Annotated in this window: 13 protein-coding genes; 4 read left to right on the plus strand and 9 right to left on the minus strand. The window is 54.2% G+C overall.

The annotated features are described in order from the left end of the window. Window positions 1–46: 46 nt before the first annotated feature. The 8 genes from OSC10802_RS0103515 to hypE all read right to left on the minus strand — a co-directional run bounded on the left by OSC10802_RS0103515 (window position 47) and on the right by hypE (window position 9,083). Window positions 47–1,471, minus strand: coding sequence for a Ni/Fe hydrogenase subunit alpha (locus tag OSC10802_RS0103515; RefSeq protein ID WP_017715405.1), 1,425 nt, complete (start codon window positions 1,469–1,471; stop codon window positions 47–49). Between the two features lie 134 nt (window positions 1,472–1,605). Further along, a complete protein-coding gene (locus OSC10802_RS0103520) occupies window positions 1,606–2,184 on the minus strand; it encodes a thermonuclease family protein (RefSeq protein WP_017715406.1) in 579 nt (192 codons plus the stop codon). Window positions 2,185–2,268: 84 nt separating this feature from the next. Continuing rightward, window positions 2,269–2,817, minus strand: coding sequence for an NADH-quinone oxidoreductase subunit B family protein (locus tag OSC10802_RS0103525; RefSeq protein ID WP_017715407.1), 549 nt, complete (start codon window positions 2,815–2,817; stop codon window positions 2,269–2,271). Then, the gene (gene hoxU, locus OSC10802_RS0103530) at window positions 2,805–3,521 is read right to left on the minus strand and encodes a bidirectional hydrogenase complex protein HoxU (RefSeq protein ID WP_017715408.1); all 717 of its coding nucleotides are present in this window, start codon (window positions 3,519–3,521) and stop codon (window positions 2,805–2,807) included. Before hoxU ends, OSC10802_RS0103525 begins: the two co-directional genes overlap by 13 nt. Window positions 3,522–3,609: 88 nt before the next feature. Next, entirely contained in the window at window positions 3,610–5,247 is a 1,638-nt protein-coding gene (locus tag OSC10802_RS0103535; RefSeq protein ID WP_017715409.1) for a NuoF family protein, read from the minus strand. 176 nt (window positions 5,248–5,423) lie between these two features. Beyond that, window positions 5,424–5,990 carry a bidirectional hydrogenase complex protein HoxE gene (gene hoxE / locus OSC10802_RS0103540; protein ID WP_017715410.1) on the minus strand — a complete coding sequence of 189 codons (567 nt, stop codon included), beginning with the start codon at window positions 5,988–5,990 and terminating at the stop codon, window positions 5,424–5,426. Between the two features lie 1,551 nt (window positions 5,991–7,541). Continuing rightward, the gene (locus OSC10802_RS0103545) at window positions 7,542–7,844 is read right to left on the minus strand and encodes a Calvin cycle protein CP12 (RefSeq protein ID WP_017715411.1); all 303 of its coding nucleotides are present in this window, start codon (window positions 7,842–7,844) and stop codon (window positions 7,542–7,544) included. Between the two features lie 186 nt (window positions 7,845–8,030). Beyond that, on the minus strand, window positions 8,031–9,083 hold the full coding sequence (hypE, locus tag OSC10802_RS0103550; RefSeq protein ID WP_017715412.1) for a hydrogenase expression/formation protein HypE: 1,053 nt from the start codon (window positions 9,081–9,083) through the stop codon (window positions 8,031–8,033). 355 nt (window positions 9,084–9,438) lie between these two features. Here hypE and OSC10802_RS0103555 point away from each other — a divergent pair, with 355 nt between their 5' ends. Next, window positions 9,439–10,866, plus strand: a complete 1,428-nt coding sequence (locus OSC10802_RS0103555) for an MBOAT family O-acyltransferase (RefSeq protein WP_017715413.1) — start codon at window positions 9,439–9,441, stop codon at window positions 10,864–10,866. A gap of 99 nt (window positions 10,867–10,965) precedes the next feature. Further along, window positions 10,966–11,889, plus strand: coding sequence for an SGNH/GDSL hydrolase family protein (locus OSC10802_RS0103560; protein ID WP_232731611.1), 924 nt, complete (start codon window positions 10,966–10,968; stop codon window positions 11,887–11,889). A 482-nt stretch (window positions 11,890–12,371) separates the two neighbouring features. Here OSC10802_RS0103560 and hypD read toward each other — a convergent pair whose 3' ends face one another. Next, window positions 12,372–13,505 carry a hydrogenase formation protein HypD gene (hypD, locus tag OSC10802_RS0103565; protein ID WP_017715415.1) on the minus strand — a complete coding sequence of 378 codons (1,134 nt, stop codon included), beginning with the start codon at window positions 13,503–13,505 and terminating at the stop codon, window positions 12,372–12,374. A gap of 325 nt (window positions 13,506–13,830) precedes the next feature. Here hypD and pflB point away from each other — a divergent pair, with 325 nt between their 5' ends. Next, entirely contained in the window at window positions 13,831–16,059 is a 2,229-nt protein-coding gene (pflB, locus tag OSC10802_RS0103575; protein ID WP_017715417.1) for a formate C-acetyltransferase, read from the plus strand. Between the two features lie 343 nt (window positions 16,060–16,402). Further along, window positions 16,403–17,215, plus strand: a complete 813-nt coding sequence (gene pflA / locus OSC10802_RS0103580) for a pyruvate formate-lyase-activating protein (protein WP_017715418.1) — start codon at window positions 16,403–16,405, stop codon at window positions 17,213–17,215. The last annotated feature ends 211 nt before the right edge of the window (window positions 17,216–17,426 follow it).

Here is a 17,426-nt window from a genome sequence, read left to right on the forward strand (position 1 = left end):
CTCGATTTGTTTCGCCGGCAACCGGATTCCTCTAATCCGCGCTCACTTAATCTCGCCAGACTTCATCGAGAACCGTGCCATTTGCCCCAACCAATTCGATGTGCAGCGGCATAAGACCGGCAGCGTGAGTGGAGCAGCTGAGGCAGGGGTCAAACGCCCGAATGCCGGCTTCCACCCGGTTCAGCATCCCTTCGGGAATCTCATTCCCGTGGATGTAATGCTGGGCGATCTGAGTCACGGTTTTGTTCATCGCCAAATTATTTTGGCCGGTGGCGATAATCAAGTTCACCTTCTTAATCAGGCCATTTTCATCCACCTGATAGTGGTGGAACAGTGTGCCGCGCGGCGCTTCGCTGACGCCGACACCTTCCAGCTGGTTAATACCGGCAGTGGCGCGAGTCCGGGGCGAGACAATATCCGGGTCATTCACCAGCTGCTCAATATACTCCAGGGCGGCGAGAATCTCAATCAGGCGGGCGTAGTGATAGAAAAACGAGGAAGTGGCCACCCCACCGGCGCGGTCGCGGAACTCCAGCAACTCTCTGTCAGCCGCCTCTACTCCCATTTTAGAGCAAATGTTCAGTCTTGCCAGTGGCCCCACCCGATAGATCCCGTCCGGATAGCCCAGAGGTTTGTAATAGGGGAACTTCAAATAAGACCAAGGTTCCACCGCCTCGCCGAGAAATTCCCTGTAGTCATCCTCGCTGAGATTGTCAGCTACAATCTTGCCCTCGCTGTCGGTAAAGCGAATGTGACCGCCATAGTGCTCCCAGACACCATCTTTACCCACCAACCCCATAAACAGGGAGGGGAATTTCCCGAAAACATCCACCTCAGTCGCGAACTGATCCAGCAAGCGCTTAAACAGACCGAGCGCAGTGTTTATTGTATTAAACGACTCCGGAAGGCGCTCCCGTATCCACGTCCGCCCTTCTTCAGGGAGGGGAGAGCGCACGCCGCCGGGAACCGCCCAAGCGGGGTGAATTTTCTTCGCCCCCAACAATTCTATCACTTTCTGACCGAATTGGCGCAACCGAATCCCGCTGCGAGCCAAATCCGGGTCAGCCGACATCAGCCCAAACACATTTCGCGTGGCGGGATTGCTATCCCAGCCTAGCAGAAAATCCGGGCTGCTGAGGTGGAAGAAACTGAGAGCGTGGGACTGAGTAATCTGTCCCAGATTCATCATCCGCCGCAGCTTCTCTCCCGCTACAGGAACCTTTACTGCCTGAATTTTATCGCCGGTTTTTGCGGAAGCCAGCAAGTGACTGACCGGACAAATTCCGCAAATGCGGGCCGTTATTCCCGCCATTTCCGACATCGGCCTCTTCTCGCAGAATTTCTCAAACCCGCGAAATTCTACGACGTGGAAGCGGGCGTCCGACACTTCGCCGGCGTCATCCAGAAACACGGAGATTTTGGCGTGCCCCTCAATTCGCGTGACTGGATCGATAACAACTGTTTTAGGCATAGAACTCCTCTCTCATTAGTTTAGAACTCTGCACTTGCCGGTGCGTTCCGCACGAGCGGACGCCCACTAACATTGAAGGAGTTGCGAGCAGCGGAACGCACCCTGCGAGAGTTCGCATCAACCTATCCTTTTGTTTAACCAGGACACGGATGTGTTTCCCTGAATTGTGTCAGCGGTTGCTTGGGATTCCACACGCCCCGCCCCTCTCGCTTTGCCGCCGCCTCTGCGCTCAGGTAAGAATTTCGCGCCCCCGCACAATTCTCGAGATGCTGGCAGTAAATCACCGCTTTACCTTCTCGAACCATCTGCAAACTGACCGATTTCTTATTGACAAATACCTCACCTACAATCCGCTTGCCGTCGGGGGTAATGCTTCCCGTATCTCTTACCATTATAGCTGTTCCGGGAGGCGCTAGCGCTGCCAGCCGGTCTTTTGCCTGCTGGAAAAAAGGCTTTGCGTTCGCCTCGGGCGTGTCGATACAAGCCAGCTGAACCCTGCACTCTTGGGGGCTGCCGGTGGAGGGCAGCCGGCACCCAGCCATGCTGACATCCAGGGTGTCGCCGTCTACTATCTTAATAACAGTAGCCGGCAGCAAAGGTTGGGAAGCCTGGGAATTTAAGGCCGGCTGCCCGAACATTCCACCCAGAAGAATCAGCCCCAGCGCGGCGATGGCGAGTTGTAAAAAATTTAGTTTTCTTCGCTTCACAGACATAACCTCTCTCGCGTTCTGGCAGCGCAGACCCGCAAAGTTCTGCTGATTTGATCGTGAGTGGAATTATACACCCATCCTGTCCTGTTAGCCAAACTTGAGCATTTCCCGCCCTTCCATCCGGGGTTTCTCACCCTTGAGCATGGGCTCAACCGCCGCCCAAATCCGGTCAGCCGACGGCGGACATCCGGGCAAGAAAATATCCACCGGCACGACTTCGTGCACCGGCAGCACGCGGTCGAGCAGCGGCGGCACAATGCCCTCTTCCTTCGGGAGTTGGGGGTGCAAATCTCCCAGCTCCAGATAGCAGCGCTTCAGGACCGGATCGGCACCTTTGAGCATATTGCGCATCGCCGGCACATTTGCCGTCACAGCGCAATCCCCAAAAGAAACCAGCACCTTGCTGCGCTCCCTCACCTTGTGAATCAGTTCCAGATTTTCCTCATTGGCGACAGCACCCTCAACCAGCACCACATCGACGCCTTCCGGGTAGTTCTTCAAATCGCAACCCACCGGACTGTAAACCACCTCGGCATGAGCGGCGAGATCGAACAGCAACTCATCCAAATCCAGGAAGGACATGTGACAGCCAGAGCAGCCGCCCAGCCAAACCGTGGCTAGCTTTACTTTATCCATTGCTTCTTCTCCCGTGCGGTGATAATAAATTCCAATTTGGAGCGATCGTGAACCATTTCCGCCACCGTAGATCCCTTGCGGAAAATCGCGCCGGTGGGACAAGCCTCCACACACTTGCCGCAACTCGTACAGGCGTCCACCGCACCCCAAGGCTGGTTCAGCCCGGAAGTCACCTTAGCTGCAGCGCCGCGATAGGAAATATCCCAGACGTGAGCGCCTTCAATTTCGTCACAAACCCGCACGCACCGGGTGCACAGGACGCAGCGGTTGTGGTCAATCCCAAAACGCTCGTGAGAGATATCCACATCCCGTTCTGGAAAGCGGTAGGGGAAGCGGGAGTGATCCATCCCCACCTCAACAGCCAAATCTTGCAATTCGCAATGTTCATTCGCCACACACACCGCGCAGACGTGATTGCCCTCCGCAAAAAGCATCTCCACAATCATCTTGCGGTATTCCTTCAGCTGCTCGGTATTGGTGCGGACTTTCATCCCCTCCGCCACCTGAGTCGTGCAAGCCGTCAGCAGCTTATTGCTGCCTTCCACTTCCACCAGGCACAGCCGGCAAGCCCCCACATCAGTAACCCCTTCCAAATGGCACAGCGTCGGAATGCGAATCCCATTTTCTTGCGCCGCCTTCAATACAGTCGCGCCTTCCTCAATCGCGACATCCACACCATCAATGGTCAGCGTCTTTACCGACATAATCTCCCTCTCCTCTTCTCTTCTTGGCGTCCTACCCTGCGGGAAGCCGCTGGCGCGTCTATGGCGTCTTGGCGGTTCATATCCATACCTAACTCCTCACCGCCACTTGCTCCTGCGCACCAGCGCCCTTCCCATTGTGACTGCTGTGAATCAGCGCCAAATACTCATCGCGGAAATAGCGCAGAGTGCTGATCACCGGATTCGGTGCCGACTGTCCCAAACCGCACAAGCTAGTCGCCCTCACCATCAAGCACAGCTGCTCCAGCTTGTCCAAATCCCCCAAAGTCGCCTGTCCATTGAGGATTTTTGTGAGCGCCCCGTACATCTGCACGGTGCCGGCGCGACAGGGGATGCACTTGCCGCAAGTTTCGCCCCGGCAGAACTCCATATAGAAGTGAGCGATTTCCACCATGCTGGTGTCCTGGCCCATCACCACCATGCCGCCTGACCCCATCATGGAGCCGAGTTTGATCAGGGATTCGTAGTCCACCGGCGTGTCCAGCATGGACGCCGGGATGCAGCCGCCAGACGGTCCGCCGGTTTGCACGGCTTTGACTTCGCCACCCGGTACGCCGCCGCCCATTTCTTCGACAATCTCGCGCAGGGTGATGCCCATCGGCACTTCGATCAGTCCGTTGTTGCGGATTTTGCCGGTGAGGGCGAAGACTTTGGTGCCCTTGCTCTTTTCGGTGCCGATGCTGGCGTACCACTCGGCACCCTCGCGAATGATGGCGGCGATGTTGGCGAAGGTTTCTACGTTATTAATTAAGGTGGGCTTGTCCCACAAGCCCGACACCGCTGGGTAGGGGGGGCGGGGGTTGGGCATGCCGCGCTTGCCTTCAATGGACTCGATGAGGGCGGTTTCTTCGCCGCAGACGAAAGCACCGGCACCGATGCGGATGTCTATCTTGAAGTCAAAGGAGGAGTCGAAGATTTGACTGCCGAGGATGCCGTATCTTTTGGCCTGTTTGATGGCGATTTGCAGCCGGTCGATGGCCAGGGGGTATTCGGCGCGGACGTAGATGAAGCCTTCTGAGGCTCCCACTGCGTAAGCGGCGATGGCCATGCCTTCCAGGACGCGATGGGGGTCGCTTTCGAGGACGGAGCGATCCATGAAGGCACCGGGATCGCCTTCGTCGGCGTTGCAGATGACGTACTTCTGCCCGGGCGGCATTTTGGCTACGGTGGCCCACTTCAAGCCGGTGGGGTAGCCGCCGCCGCCGCGCCCCCGCAGTCCGCTTTTGGTGATTTCTTCGACCACCTCAGCTGGGGTCATGTCGTGGATGACTTTGTAGAGGGACTCGTAGCCGCCCTCGGCGATGTACTCTTCTATGCGTTCTGGGTCTATTTTGCCGCTGGTTTCGCGGACAATCCGCATTTGACGGGCAAAAAAGGGGTGGTGGGGGTCGCCTTCGATCGCGGTGGCGGTGCCGCCGTTGAGCGCTTCTATAATAGAGGCGGCTTGGTCAACCGTGACTTCCTCGTAGAGTGTTTCTTGCGGCTCGACTTGCACTAGGGGTCCGCGACCGCAGAACCCCATGCACCCGACGCCGACCACTTGCACGCGCTCGCCCAAACCGGCAGTTTTTACGGCTGCTTCCAGATTTTTCTTGATGCCGAGGGAGTTGGCGGCTTGGCAGCCGGTGGACGTGCAGCAGTGGACGCGGACCGGCTTGTGAGCTTGGCGCTCTTTTTGGGCAATTTGCCGCAATTCTGTTAAATCCATAGTTTTCTTTCCGATACTTTTTTGCTAACAACCTTTAACAGTCGCTAACAAATACATAAGCTCAGCGGCGGAATGCTCTCAAGGGCTGCTGCTGGCAGCCTCTGTCTCCGCAGCGGGGGGCGGGGAAAGCTGGTACTGTTCGCGCTCGCCGGAAATCCCGTAGGTCTAGCCCGCGCCTACAGGGTTGCTTCAGCCTCAGGGCTGCTGTTGAGCCATCCTTTGACTTTTTCAATCGCTTCGGGAGGCGTCACTTTGCCCGCGACCGTGCCGTCGAACACGACTGCCGGCGCGATGCCGCACGCGCCAATACACCGCGCCGTCATCACTGACAGCTGTCCGTCTGGGGTTGTCTCGCCTTGGTGGATGCCGGCCTGCTTCTCCAGCGCCGAGAGCACTTCGCCGCTGCCTTTGACGTAGCAAGCGGTGCCCAGGCACACCACGCAGGTGTGAGCCCCACCCGGTTTCAGCGAGAAGAGGTGGTAAAACGTGGCGACGCCATACACCCGCGACAGCGGCAGTTTCAGACCCCGCGCTATATAAATCAGTACGTCTTCTTCCAAGAAGCCAAAGGCTTCCTGCGCTTTGTGCAGCACTTCAATCAGCGCATCTGGGCGGTACTGGTTGCGCTTCATTGTCATGTCCAGCACTCGGAAGCGTTTGTCGCCGCTCGCATGCCCTTTCGCTGCTTCTTTTGTTCCTTTCTGTTTCTGTTCGACTGCCGGCTTAGCAGTGGAAGTTTCCATGTCTCTCATCCTTCCTGTTCTAGCAAAACAGCTTTGCGCCTTTCCTCTCCCGCCGCCCGCCGCCGGAGCTTTCTCTGAGCCGGTTCTCAGCTCAATCTGGAGTGGGCTGACTTTGTGATTCCCCCCTCAAATTTTACCTGCATAAATTTTTAAAGGTCTTGAACCTTCTCTGAAAATAGCCCCTTTTTGCGCTCGCGGTTGTTCCTCTCTATCTTTCAGGCTTGTTCTAGGTTAAATGGCGCTGCCCTATCTGGCTCTTCCCTCTCTACCCGTTCATTAATATAACGTATTTTCGGCGAAATGTAAATTCTCGTGCCGGCTGCTTTCCCGGTTACTAAAACAACCCCCCTGTTTTCAAAAGGCCGCCTGAAATAGCCCGGCAAAAAACACCTGGCAGATAGCTGCCTTGCGTGTTAATCCCGCCTCACCTCAAAGCACCAGTAACGAACTGAGCGGAAACCGCCATATTTTCGTTAAAGGGCTGAGTCCGGCCCGCACCGGCTTGCGGGCGTCCCGAGATAATTACCTATCTCAGACTAATACAGAAACGTTCTAGTTTGTCAATCCTGGATGCCAAAGATTTACAGAACTTAAAACAACGCAGAGGTTGCTTAAGCGCGGGCGGCGGACTGCACAAAATGTCACTCCAGTCTGTATTTTAAGATGCCAACCTCCTATTTTATTCAAAACTTTATTCCTAATAATATTTTAACATTTTCCCCGCCAGACGCCGGTACCAAAAAGGGGCGGGGAAAATCAAGAACCCGGCACCCGGCACCCTCGCGCCGTCGGGGGGGAGAGGGAGACGAAGAGTTCGCCCCCTCAGCCGAAAGCCCCCAACCCCTTTAGGTTGAGGGCGGGCAGCGCCCCCTCTCCTGCAAGGGAAGCGGGTTGGGGCGTGAGAGTTCATTTATAAAGAAAAACTGAAACCACTCAGCCGGCTTCCTGAGCCCTCCGGCATGAGCAACCCCGTTTCTGGCCCCCATTCAGGCTTAACTATTACTTTATAAATCAGCCCTCAGGGCGTCTCGGACAGTGAGCCGGATGAGATCTAGCAATAGACAGTCAGTTTAGGACAAAGGATTTCACTGGGGAGTAGGGACAGGAACAGGCGAGACGCCTGTCCTACGTCCTAACCTAAGTGCATACTGCTATATATAGGAGCAGTCATATTGGTTAAGACATTAATGACATGGCTTATGGGGCGTGGCGCATCGGGATCATGCTCATGGGAAAGACTCACAGCTTTTGCGTGATGCCATGCATGCGTGATGCCCATGTCCTAACCTAAGTGCATAGTGCTCTATAGCGGCTCTCAGTTGGATGAACGTGTTTGCCCAGAAACCCGGTTTCTTAAAGAAACCGGGTTTCTCAGTACCTCACAAAGGATGGGAAACGCTATAAAACGGGAAAAGGGAGAAGAGAGTATTCTGTGTCTCTTCTCCCTTCTCACTGGTGGGGCTCACCGGCACAAACCCGACAGCCGGCGCGCGATTGCTGTGCGGTTGCGGGTGATGCGTGCCGGCTGTGGGTCAAACAATCTTAACCTGCCTAAACGTCGAAAATCCGAGCTTCCAGGGCGTCCGGGTATTCCTCACAGTAGAGATCGAAATTGGTTTTGGGCTTCTTGGCTCGCTGGTGAGCTGCTTCAGCAAGCAACTCTTCCACCACATCCCAAGCCGCAGCTGCTTCTGCAGACACCGCGCCTCTGGTTTCAGTAACCATGCGTGCGTGCTCGCGAGCTTCTTCGATTCGCTCCTCCAGAGTCGGGATCGTTCCCCTGCCTGATGGCTGCGACTTTTTCGGGAGACGGATATCGAATACCGGACGAGAGCCTTGCGTAACTTTGACCATATTATTTCCTCCAAGAGCTGTGCCGCTGAGAGAGTCTGACCATATTTCCCAGCAGCGCTCCGCTTTGATACACCTTCAATCTATACTTTTTCTCCCTCCTTTGACTGGTTCGGATAGCCGAATCAAACACAATTTTGAATTTCTACACAAAGCTACATATTCTCCGCGCGGGCGCTCTGGATCTTGTCAGCAAATACGCGGAAGCTGTTCGCCGCTCAGCATGTCAACGATGCGACCGGCACCAATTAAGCTCCGCAAATTCACTAGCCCACTGCCGCTGCCGGTGACGCTGCCAATAATGCGGGCGTCAGTGCCGGCGGGGTGCGATCGCACGATCTCCAGCGCCCTCTCGGCAAAAGCCGGCGGCACAAAGGCGACAAACCGGCCTTCATTCGCCACATAGAGGGGATCGAACCCTAGAATCTCGCAAGCGCCCCGCACGTCTTCCCGCACGGGGATCGCACTTTCTTCAATCTGGATGCTGGCACCGGCAGCGGTGGCAATCTCGTTGAGCGCACTCGCCAAACCGCCGCGCGTCAGATCCCTCAGGCAGTGAATTTCCACACCGGCATCAAGGAGTTCCAGCACCAAACTCGCCACCGGCGCGGAATCACTCTCGATCGCCGTCTCGAACTCCAACCCCTCCCTAACCGCCATAATCGCGATCCCGTGACGCCCAATGTCCCCACTGAGCAGCAGCACATCCCCCCGGCGCACGCTTTGGGGCGCGATGGTTTGCGAGTGCGCGATTATCCCCACACCGGCAGTATTAATGAAAATTCCGTCGCCCTTGCCTTTATCCACGACTTTTGTGTCGCCGGTAACGATTCGCACCCCGGCGCTAAGGGCAGCTCGCTGCATGGACTGCACGACGCGCCAGAGAGTTTCCATAGCCAGCCCTTCTTCCAGGATGAAACCGGCGCTCAGGTAAAGGGGGCGAGCCCCGCTCATGGCCAGGTCGTTCACTGTACCGTGGACCGCCAGGGAGCCGATGTCGCCGCCGGGGAAGAACAGGGGGCGGATGACGTAGGAATCCGTGGTGAAGGCAATTTTGCCTGCCGGGAGGGTGAGCGCCACTGAGTCGTGGGGGACACTGCCCGGCGCGCCAAATGCCGGCAGAAACATTTTTTCAATCAGCTGGTTCATCAGCTTCCCGCCGCCGCCGTGCGCCAGCAGGACGTTGGGATACTGCTGAATTGGGATGGGACAGGACAGGCTAAAGTCTGCGATGTTTTCCATTGTTGGCGATCCCCTGGTTGTGGGGCGGACAGGTTTCAGATCGGATGATATTGACATTTTGCAGCAAAATACCTGATAATACCCATATTCCTAGGCGGCTCCCCCGATGCTTCGCCTGAGCGGGGCGCTGACAGGTGTGCCATGTTAATTTTTTTTACCGCCCCCGTGAGAGAGCGCCAAGGAAAAAGAAGGTAGAGAAGTTCACCAAGGGTTTATAATTGCTGTGGGGTTGGGGAAATTTATCTGTCCCCTCGCTGTCCCCTCGTTCCCAGGATCTGCCTGGGAACGCCACTTTGGAAGGCTCTGCCTCCAAAAGTTGCAACTTGGGTTATTCAATTTTCAGTAGCTTTTGTCCATGCTATTTCCAACGTATCAATTTTTGGTGTTTTTCCTGATTGTTTTCAGCGCCGCCATATTTTTGAAAGAAAAGGTGACGCCCTACAAGTGGTTTTTGCTGGCGGCGAGCCTAGTTTTCTATTCCTTTTGGAGCCCGACTTTTCTGGGGTTGCTGCTGGCGGACACTTCCGTCAATTACGTGGCGCTGCGGGCCATATCAGGTTTGAGCCAAGGGAAGAACAGGAAAAGGATATTATTCGCCGGGGTGGCGTTTAACATCCTTTACTTGGGCATTTTCAAATATTACAACTTTTTTGTAGATTCTCTCTTCTCCCTGCTGAACTCGATCAATATCCAAGCCAGCTTCCCAGTCCTGCAAATTCTTGCGCCGGCGGGCGTTTCATTCTACACCTTTAGAATGATCTCCCACTTAGTTGACCTCTATAACAGTAAAATTTCCTGCCCGAGTTTTTTGGATTATGCCGTCTACATAACCTATTTCCCCCAAATTGCTTCTGGCCCAATCGCCAGGGCCAAAGACTTCTACGCTCAGCTGAATAGCCCTACGAAATATGACTATGATACAGGAGAGGCGATCTCGCTGATCCTATCGGGACTGTTCAAAAAATACACCTTGTCCAGCTTTCTATTTGATTTCACTCAATCCCCCTTCAGTTTTCCCCAGCAATACAGCCGCACCGATCTGCTGCTGGCGGCACTCTCCTATTCCTGCTTGATTTATGCAGATTTTAGCGGCTATTCAGATTTGGCCAATGGAATTTCAAGTTTGCTCGGCTTCAAACCTGTCCCAAATTTTAATATGCCCTACCAGGCGCTAAGTTTGCAAGAGTTTTGGAAGCGGTGGCATATCAGTCTCTCGGAATGGTTGAGAGATTATCTGTACATCCCTTTGGGGGGGAACAGAGCGGGCAAAGTGAGGAAGTATATCAATTTACTTCTGACGATGCTGATAGGTGGCTTCTGGCATGGTGCCGGTGTGAATTTTATTGTGTGGGGCGGGCTGCATGGCTTGGGGTTAGTGGCCAACCACCTCTTTCAAGATTTAACCAAATCGATTCGGCTTAAACCGGGCTTTTTTGTAGGATATGCCCTCAAATCAGCTAGCTGGTCGATCACCTTTACCTCTGTCACCGTTTGCTGGATTTTCTTCAATACTAAAACTTGGGATAGCGCCGCAGCGTTCATCGCCGGTGCTGTCGCCGGCAGCGAAGTCCACACCGTCCAATTCAATTTTTGGCAACTGTACGCGGTGCTGGCGACTCTCATGGCCATGAATTTTTATGGGGACACATTTAGTAAGCTGTTCTGTCGCCTCTTCTCAGTTAATAATTTGTTATGGAGAGTGACATTTGTTTCCGCGATCCTGTATACTATCCTCATGCTCGGTCCGAGTACCGTACCCCCGTTTATCTACTTTAACTTCTGAAAGCCATTGAAAGCCATGAGAGATCGCGAATTTCTACTTCTCGCTGTTTTAGTCACGCTCGGGTTGATATCTTTCAATTTTCCTATATTCCTTAAGAACTTGGCCTCAAGTCAGTTCGCAACCGCCCCAATTAAAGAGGCAGCCCAGAAAGTCAAGGTGGAGGGGTTCCGAAAAAGGGAACAAGAGTTTTGGAGTGACATTAAAACAGTTAACTTTGACATTGACAGGGAGGAGGAAGAGCCAGAAGCTGATGCGGCAGAAAAAGCCCCAGAGAGCCAGCCCGAAAAACAGCCGGTAGCCCCTAAACAAACTGAAAAGCCAAAGCCCCAGCCGGCCCAAATTAAAGCTAAAGCGGAGAAACCTTATTCTCGCTTTTTATTTGTGGGAGATTCTATCATGTTTGACCTGGCAACAGCAGTCCAGTACAGCCTGCAAAAATCCTATAACATCACTCAGACGAAATTGGCTTACAAAGTATCTACAGGATTGAATCGCACAGATTATTACGACTGGTATGCGAGAACCGGCAAACTTCTCAAATCTTACAAGCCAGATGTGCTTGTGGTTATGTTTGGCGGGAATGACAACCAAGACATCCGAGATTTTCAGGGCAAATACCGAGTTATCCTTACAGACGACTGGAAAAAGGCTTATCGAGCAAGAGTGGACAAATATGCCAAATTAGTCTCCGCCTCGCCCTCCATCAGAAAAGTTTATTTTGTCGGGCACCCCAAAACTGGCAATGTTCGATACTACCGATTTTTTAATGCCATCAACCAGATTTACAGGGACGTGGCTAACTCTTACCCTAAAGTAGAATTTGTAGACGCTTGGAATGCGTTCTCTGTGGGGGGAAAATACGCTCCCATTGTTGCGGATAAATCAGGGCATAAGGGATATGTAAGGGTCAGTGATGGCGTACATTTCACAGCCCACGGGGCGAGAATAATGAGCGCTTTAGTTCTTGATAATATGAGTCAAGATAAAGTTTTAAAAGCGCCTAGCAAACCAGCTAAAAAATAAGAATCTGCCTTGTCTGTAACCCCTTTCCCCTCGTTCCCAGTTTAACGCCGCTCCCCTCGTTCCCAGGCACCCTGCGGGAAGCCTGCGGCTACAGCCTGGGAACGCCATCCAGGAGGCTCTGCCTCCTTCAGGCAGATAAGCAGATTAAACGCCTAACAGCTTAAACCAGACCCTACCGGAAAAAAGTCAAAGCGCCCCTAGATATAGCAGTATGCACTTAGATTAGGACACGCTCGTCAGAAAGGAACGCCTATCCTACAAGCTCCCGACGTAGGGCAGGCGTCTCGCCTGCCCTAACCTAAGTGGCTAGTGCTATATAAAGCCCAACTACAAACTTTGGGCTGAAGTAGGGGCGGGTTCACCCAAAATGTCTCTACGAAATTCAGATGTTAGTAAACCCGCCCCTACGAACTTTTGGGCTGAAGTAGGGGCGGGTTCACCCAAAATGTCTCTACGAAGTTCAGATGTTAGTAAACCCGCCCCTACGAACTTTTGGGCTGAAGCCCAACTGCGAACTTTTGGGCTGAAGCGGTTTGCTGCCGGTATCTGTAATATGCAGCACAAGCGCCTTCCGAGGAAACCATTGGAGCGCCGAGGGGGTGTTCCGGGGTGCACCGGCTGCCAAACGCGGGGCATTCATGAGGTTTCTTCACCCCCTGCAAAACCAGCCCGCTGACGCACTCCGGAGATTCCGCGCTGCGCACACCGCTGAGATCGAACCGGCGCAAGGCGTCAAATTGAGCGTATTTCTCCCGCAACCCGAAGCCGCTTTGAGAAATCTCGCCAATTCCCCGCCACTGGCGCGGCACAATCTCGAATATTTCCTGAATTAGCTGCTGTGCCGGCTCGTTGCCAAGCCGGCGCACCGACCGGCTGTACTGGTTTTCCACTTCCGCCCGCCCTTCTTGCAGCTGCTTGACGCACATATAAATGCCTTGCAGGATATCCACCGGCTCAAATCCCGCCACCACAATCGGAATGCGATATTTAGCGGCGATCGGCTCGTATTCGGTATAGCCCATCACAGTGCAGACGTGACCGGCTGCCAAAAACCCCTGCACGCGACAAGCGGGCGAGGAGAGAAGCGCGTCCATTGCCGGTGGCACGAGCACGTGAGACACCAGCAGGGAGAAGTTTTTCACCCCTTGCTGGTGCGCCTGGTGGACAGCCATCGCGGTTGCCGGTGCCGTCGTCTCAAACCCCACCGCGAAAAACACCACTTCTCTATCCGGATTGGCGCTGGCGATTCTCACGGCATCCACCGGCGAGTAGACGATGCGGACATCCCCGCCGTTCGCTTTAACCGCCAGCAGGTCTTTTTCTGTCCCCGGCACCCGCAGCATGTCCCCAAAGGAGCAAAAGATCGCCTCCGGGCGACTGGCGAGCTCCAGCGCTCGGTCTATCAGCCCCACCGGCGTCACGCACACGGGACACCCCGGTCCGTGGATCAGGGAGATCGTCTCGGGGAGCAGCTCGTCCACCCCGAACTTCACTATAGAATGCGTCTGCCCGCCGCAGATTTCCATGATTGTCCAGGGCTGGGTTGCCAGCTCGGAGATCGCTCGCGCATAGCGCTGCGCCGTGCCGGCGTCGCGGTACTCATCAATAAACTTCATCAGTTTGCTCAGAAAAGGTCTAACTTTTGTTATCCACACTACAGACCCCCTCTTTAATTATATACTAACCTTTCAATATATAGTTAAATTCAATGGTCGGATATCCCTCCTCAAACCTAGTAATAGCCGGCCATTCAAACAACCGCTCTATTGCTTTAGTCCGCTTTTCGCGTGTATTTGGGTTCCAGTGCCCCTTTCTGTAAAGGAATGTAAAGAAATATAAAAATCAGCCAAAAATCCTGCAACTTCTCCTCTGAGCTGTGTACAATAGGAGTGGCGCAGTAGGAAAAAGAGCTGCGCCCTAAAGACGGGGATATAAAGAACAATGCAAGAACATTGGCAAGATTTTGTGAGCGGGAAATGGATGGAAGCGATCGACGTGCGGGATTTCATCCAAAATAACTGCACCCCCTATGAAGGCGACGAATTGTTTTTGGCAGCCCCAACAGACCGGACTCAAACGCTCTGGGATAAAGTGAAATTTTTGATGCAGCTAGAGCGGGAGAAAGGGGTATTGGATACCGACACAAAAATTGTATCTGCCATCACCTCCCACGGTCCCGGTTACATTGCGCCCGACTTAGAGCAGATCGTTGGGCTGCAAACAGACAAGCCACTAAAGCGAGCCATCATGCCGTTTGGCGGTATCCGCGTGGTGAAAAGCTCGCTGGAAGCTTATGGCTACAAACTCGACCCGCAGACGGAAGAGATATTTACCAAGTATCGCAAAACCCACAACGAAGGCGTTTTTGACGGCTACACGCGCCCGATGAAAAAAGCGCGGCACTCCGGCATCGTCACCGGCTTGCCAGACGCTTACGGTCGGGGACGGATTATCGGCGATTACCGGCGAGTGGCTTTATATGGCACTGACCGGCTGGTGGCGGACAAGAAACAGCAGCTGGAATCGCTGGAAGTCGAAGAAATGACCGAGGCGGCTATCCTGCAGCGGGAGGAAATTTCCGAGCAAATTCGCGCCCTGAAAGAACTCAAAGAAATGGCCGCAGGCTATGGATTTGATATCAGCCAGCCGGCACGAAATGCCAGAGAAGCCGTACAGTGGACTTACTTCGGTTACCTGGGCGCAGTCAAAGAGCAGAACGGTGCCGCCATGTCCTTGGGGCGGGTTTCCACCTTCCTGGATATCTATTTCGAGCGCGACCTGAAAAACGGCACCCTAACCGAATCCGAGGCGCAGGAGATTCTCGACCATTTTGTGATGAAGCTGCGCATGGTGCGCTTCTTGCGGACGCCGGACTATAACGAACTGTTTTCAGGAGATCCCACCTGGGTGACAGAAGCGATTGGCGGCATGGCAGAAGATGGGCGAGCGCTGGTTACCAAAACCAGCTTCCGCTTCCTGCACACGCTGTACAACCTCGGACCGGCACCCGAACCCAACTTAACCGTCTTGTGGTCAGAAAACTTGCCCGCAGCCTTCAAGCGTTTCTGCGCCAAAGTGTCGGCTGACACCAGCTCGATCCAGTACCAAAATGACGACTTATTGCGGCGCTACTACGGCGATGACTACGGGATCGCTTGCTGCGTCTCCGCCATGCGCATTGGCAAGCAGATGCAGTTTTTTGGGGCCCGCGCCAACCTGGCCAAAGCGCTGCTGTATGCCATTAATGGCGGGAAAGATGAAAAATCGGGCGAACAAATTGGGCCTGTATTTGCGCCGGTGGCGTCGGAATACCTGGAGTATGGCGAGGTGAAGGCGAAATTTGACCGGCTGCTGGACTGGCTGGCCAACCTCTATGTCAGCACGCTGAATGTCATCCACTACATGCACGACAAATACTGCTACGAACGGCTGGAATTTGCCTTGCACGACCGGGATATCTTGCGGACAATGGCGTGCGGGATTGCCGGCATGTCTGTGGTGGCCGACGCCCTCTCAGCGATCAAGTATGCTAAAGTAAAAGTGATTCGCAACGAGAGCGGGCTAGCAGTTGACTATCAAGTCGAAGGCGACTATCCCAAATACGGGAATAATGACGACCGCGCTGACAGTATTGCCAGCGAGATCGTGGAAGATTTCATGAACAAACTCCGCCGGCAAAAAACGTACCGCAACGCGGTGCCAACCCAGTCCGTGCTCACCATTACTTCCAACGTCGTGTACGGCAAGAAAACCGGCAGCACGCCAGACGGGCGCAAAGCCGGCGAACCCTTTGCCCCGGGGGCGAACCCCATGCACGGACGCGATACCAAAGGCGCAATTGCCGCCCTCGCCTCCGTCGCCAAAATCCCTTACGAACACGCCCAGGATGGGATTTCTTACACCTTCTCTATCGTGCCGCAGGCGCTGGGCAAAACAGAGGAGGACAAACTCAATAACCTGGTGGGGATACTCGACGGTTATTTCCACGAGGGCGGGCATCACATGAATGTCAACGTCCTCAATCGCGAAACGCTTTTAGAAGCGATGGAACACCCTGAGAAATATCCCCAGCTGACTGTGCGGGTTTCTGGCTATGCCGTTAACTTCATCAAGCTGACGCGAGAGCAGCAGCTCGATGTCATCCACCGCACATTCCACGAGCGGCTCTAGGGGTTAAGCTGTTGCGCATTTTCCCTCGTTCCCAGCCTCCGCCTGGGAACGCCCCTCGGTCCGCTCTGCCTTGAAAAGGTTCGTAGTTGGGCTTTAGCCCTACCGGATCTCTCGCTGCCGGCCAAGTTTTCATTGGTGGCGGTGTGCGAAGTTCATCGTGACTGCCTCCTCTCTACAATAAGCATATGGGCTTGGCCCACCTGAGAGTTCACTTATAAACAATAAGTGAGGCCACAAGAAACCCGGTTTCTTTGAGCGAAGAAACCCGGTTTCTTCAAGAAACCCGGTTTCTGGATATCACCCACAGATCAATTCCACTTACAGGTAAGCAGGAGAATTTTTCATGTTAACTGAATCTCCTCTCTCCCAGTCGGAGCGGGCGCTGCTAGAGCGGTGCGCAACCGCGCAACCTTGCCTTCAAACTAGCAAGGTTTTTGGAAAAATTCACTCCATAGAAACCTGCGGGACAGTAGACGGGCCAGGTCTGCGATTTGTAATCTTCACTCAGGGCTGTCCCCTGCACTGCCTCTACTGCCACAATCCCGATTCCCGCAATTGCGCCGGCGGGAACGAGGTGACAGCTGGCGAGCTGATTGAGGAAATTCAGAAATATCGCTCCTATATGCGCTTCACCGGCGGGGGCGTCACAGTCAGCGGCGGTGAGCCTTTGAGGCAGCCTGAATTTGTCAGGGAAATCTTCAAGCGCTGCAAAGAACTCGGCATCCACACCGCACTCGACACCTCTGGCTTCGCCCGGTTGCATCTGGTGAGAGATGTGCTAGAATATGTAGATTTGGTGCTGCTCGATATTAAGTCTTTCGAGCCGGCAACCTACTTAAAGGTTACGGGCGTCGCTCTGGAACCTACAGTCAAGTTCGCCCAGTACCTGAGTGAAATAAATAAGCCGGTGTGGGTTCGGTTTGTATTGGTTCCTGGCCTGACGGACGCCCCGCAAAACGTTGAGGGTCTGGCCCAGTTTGTTGCCGGTTTGCGCAATGTCGAAAAAGTGGAAGTGCTGCCCTTTCACAAAATGGGCGAATACAAGTGGGATATGCTAGGATATGACTATCAGCTCAAGGACACAGAGCCGCCCTCCCCAGAATTAGTGCGTCAAACCGCAGACATTTTTAGACGCTACGGGCTGAAAGTCCAGTGAAGCTTAAGAAAGTCGGTTTCTTAAAGAAACCGGGTTTATGGGGCGCACTGTGCTTTACAAAATTTGACACGCACCCCCCCGGAACGCCACCGGCTTTCGTTCCCGGAGCGAGCCTAACCTCTCCCGCACACCCACTGAGCAGCAGTAACGGCAAAGGCCAGATGAATTGGCTTTCTAGTCCAGCCAGGTGCGTTCCGCGTTCAGAAGAGTC

Source organism: Kamptonema formosum PCC 10802 (genome assembly GCF_000332335.1).
Classification (GTDB): domain Bacteria; phylum Cyanobacteriota; class Cyanobacteriia; order Cyanobacteriales; family Oscillatoriaceae; genus Oscillatoria.

Bases quoted from the DNA above. Each gene is read 5' to 3' on its own strand.
- OSC10802_RS0103515 (WP_017715405.1), bottom strand. From the start codon at position 1,471: ATGCCTAAAACAGTTGTTATCGATCCAGTCACGCGAATTGAGGGGCAC.
- OSC10802_RS0103520 (WP_017715406.1), bottom strand. From the start codon at position 2,184: ATGTCTGTGAAGCGAAGAAAACTAAATTTTTTACAACTCGCCATCGCC.
- OSC10802_RS0103525 (WP_017715407.1), bottom strand. From the start codon at position 2,817: ATGGATAAAGTAAAGCTAGCCACGGTTTGGCTGGGCGGCTGCTCTGGC.
- hoxU (WP_017715408.1), bottom strand. From the start codon at position 3,521: ATGTCGGTAAAGACGCTGACCATTGATGGTGTGGATGTCGCGATTGAG.
- OSC10802_RS0103535 (WP_017715409.1), bottom strand. From the start codon at position 5,247: ATGGATTTAACAGAATTGCGGCAAATTGCCCAAAAAGAGCGCCAAGCT.
- hoxE (WP_017715410.1), bottom strand. From the start codon at position 5,990: ATGGAAACTTCCACTGCTAAGCCGGCAGTCGAACAGAAACAGAAAGGA.
- OSC10802_RS0103545 (WP_017715411.1), bottom strand. From the start codon at position 7,844: ATGGTCAAAGTTACGCAAGGCTCTCGTCCGGTATTCGATATCCGTCTC.
- hypE (WP_017715412.1), bottom strand. From the start codon at position 9,083: ATGGAAAACATCGCAGACTTTAGCCTGTCCTGTCCCATCCCAATTCAG.
- OSC10802_RS0103555 (WP_017715413.1), top strand. From the start codon at position 9,439: ATGCTATTTCCAACGTATCAATTTTTGGTGTTTTTCCTGATTGTTTTC.
- hypD (WP_017715415.1), bottom strand. From the start codon at position 13,505: ATGAAGTTTATTGATGAGTACCGCGACGCCGGCACGGCGCAGCGCTAT.
- pflB (WP_017715417.1), top strand. From the start codon at position 13,831: ATGCAAGAACATTGGCAAGATTTTGTGAGCGGGAAATGGATGGAAGCG.
- pflA (WP_017715418.1), top strand. From the start codon at position 16,403: ATGTTAACTGAATCTCCTCTCTCCCAGTCGGAGCGGGCGCTGCTAGAG.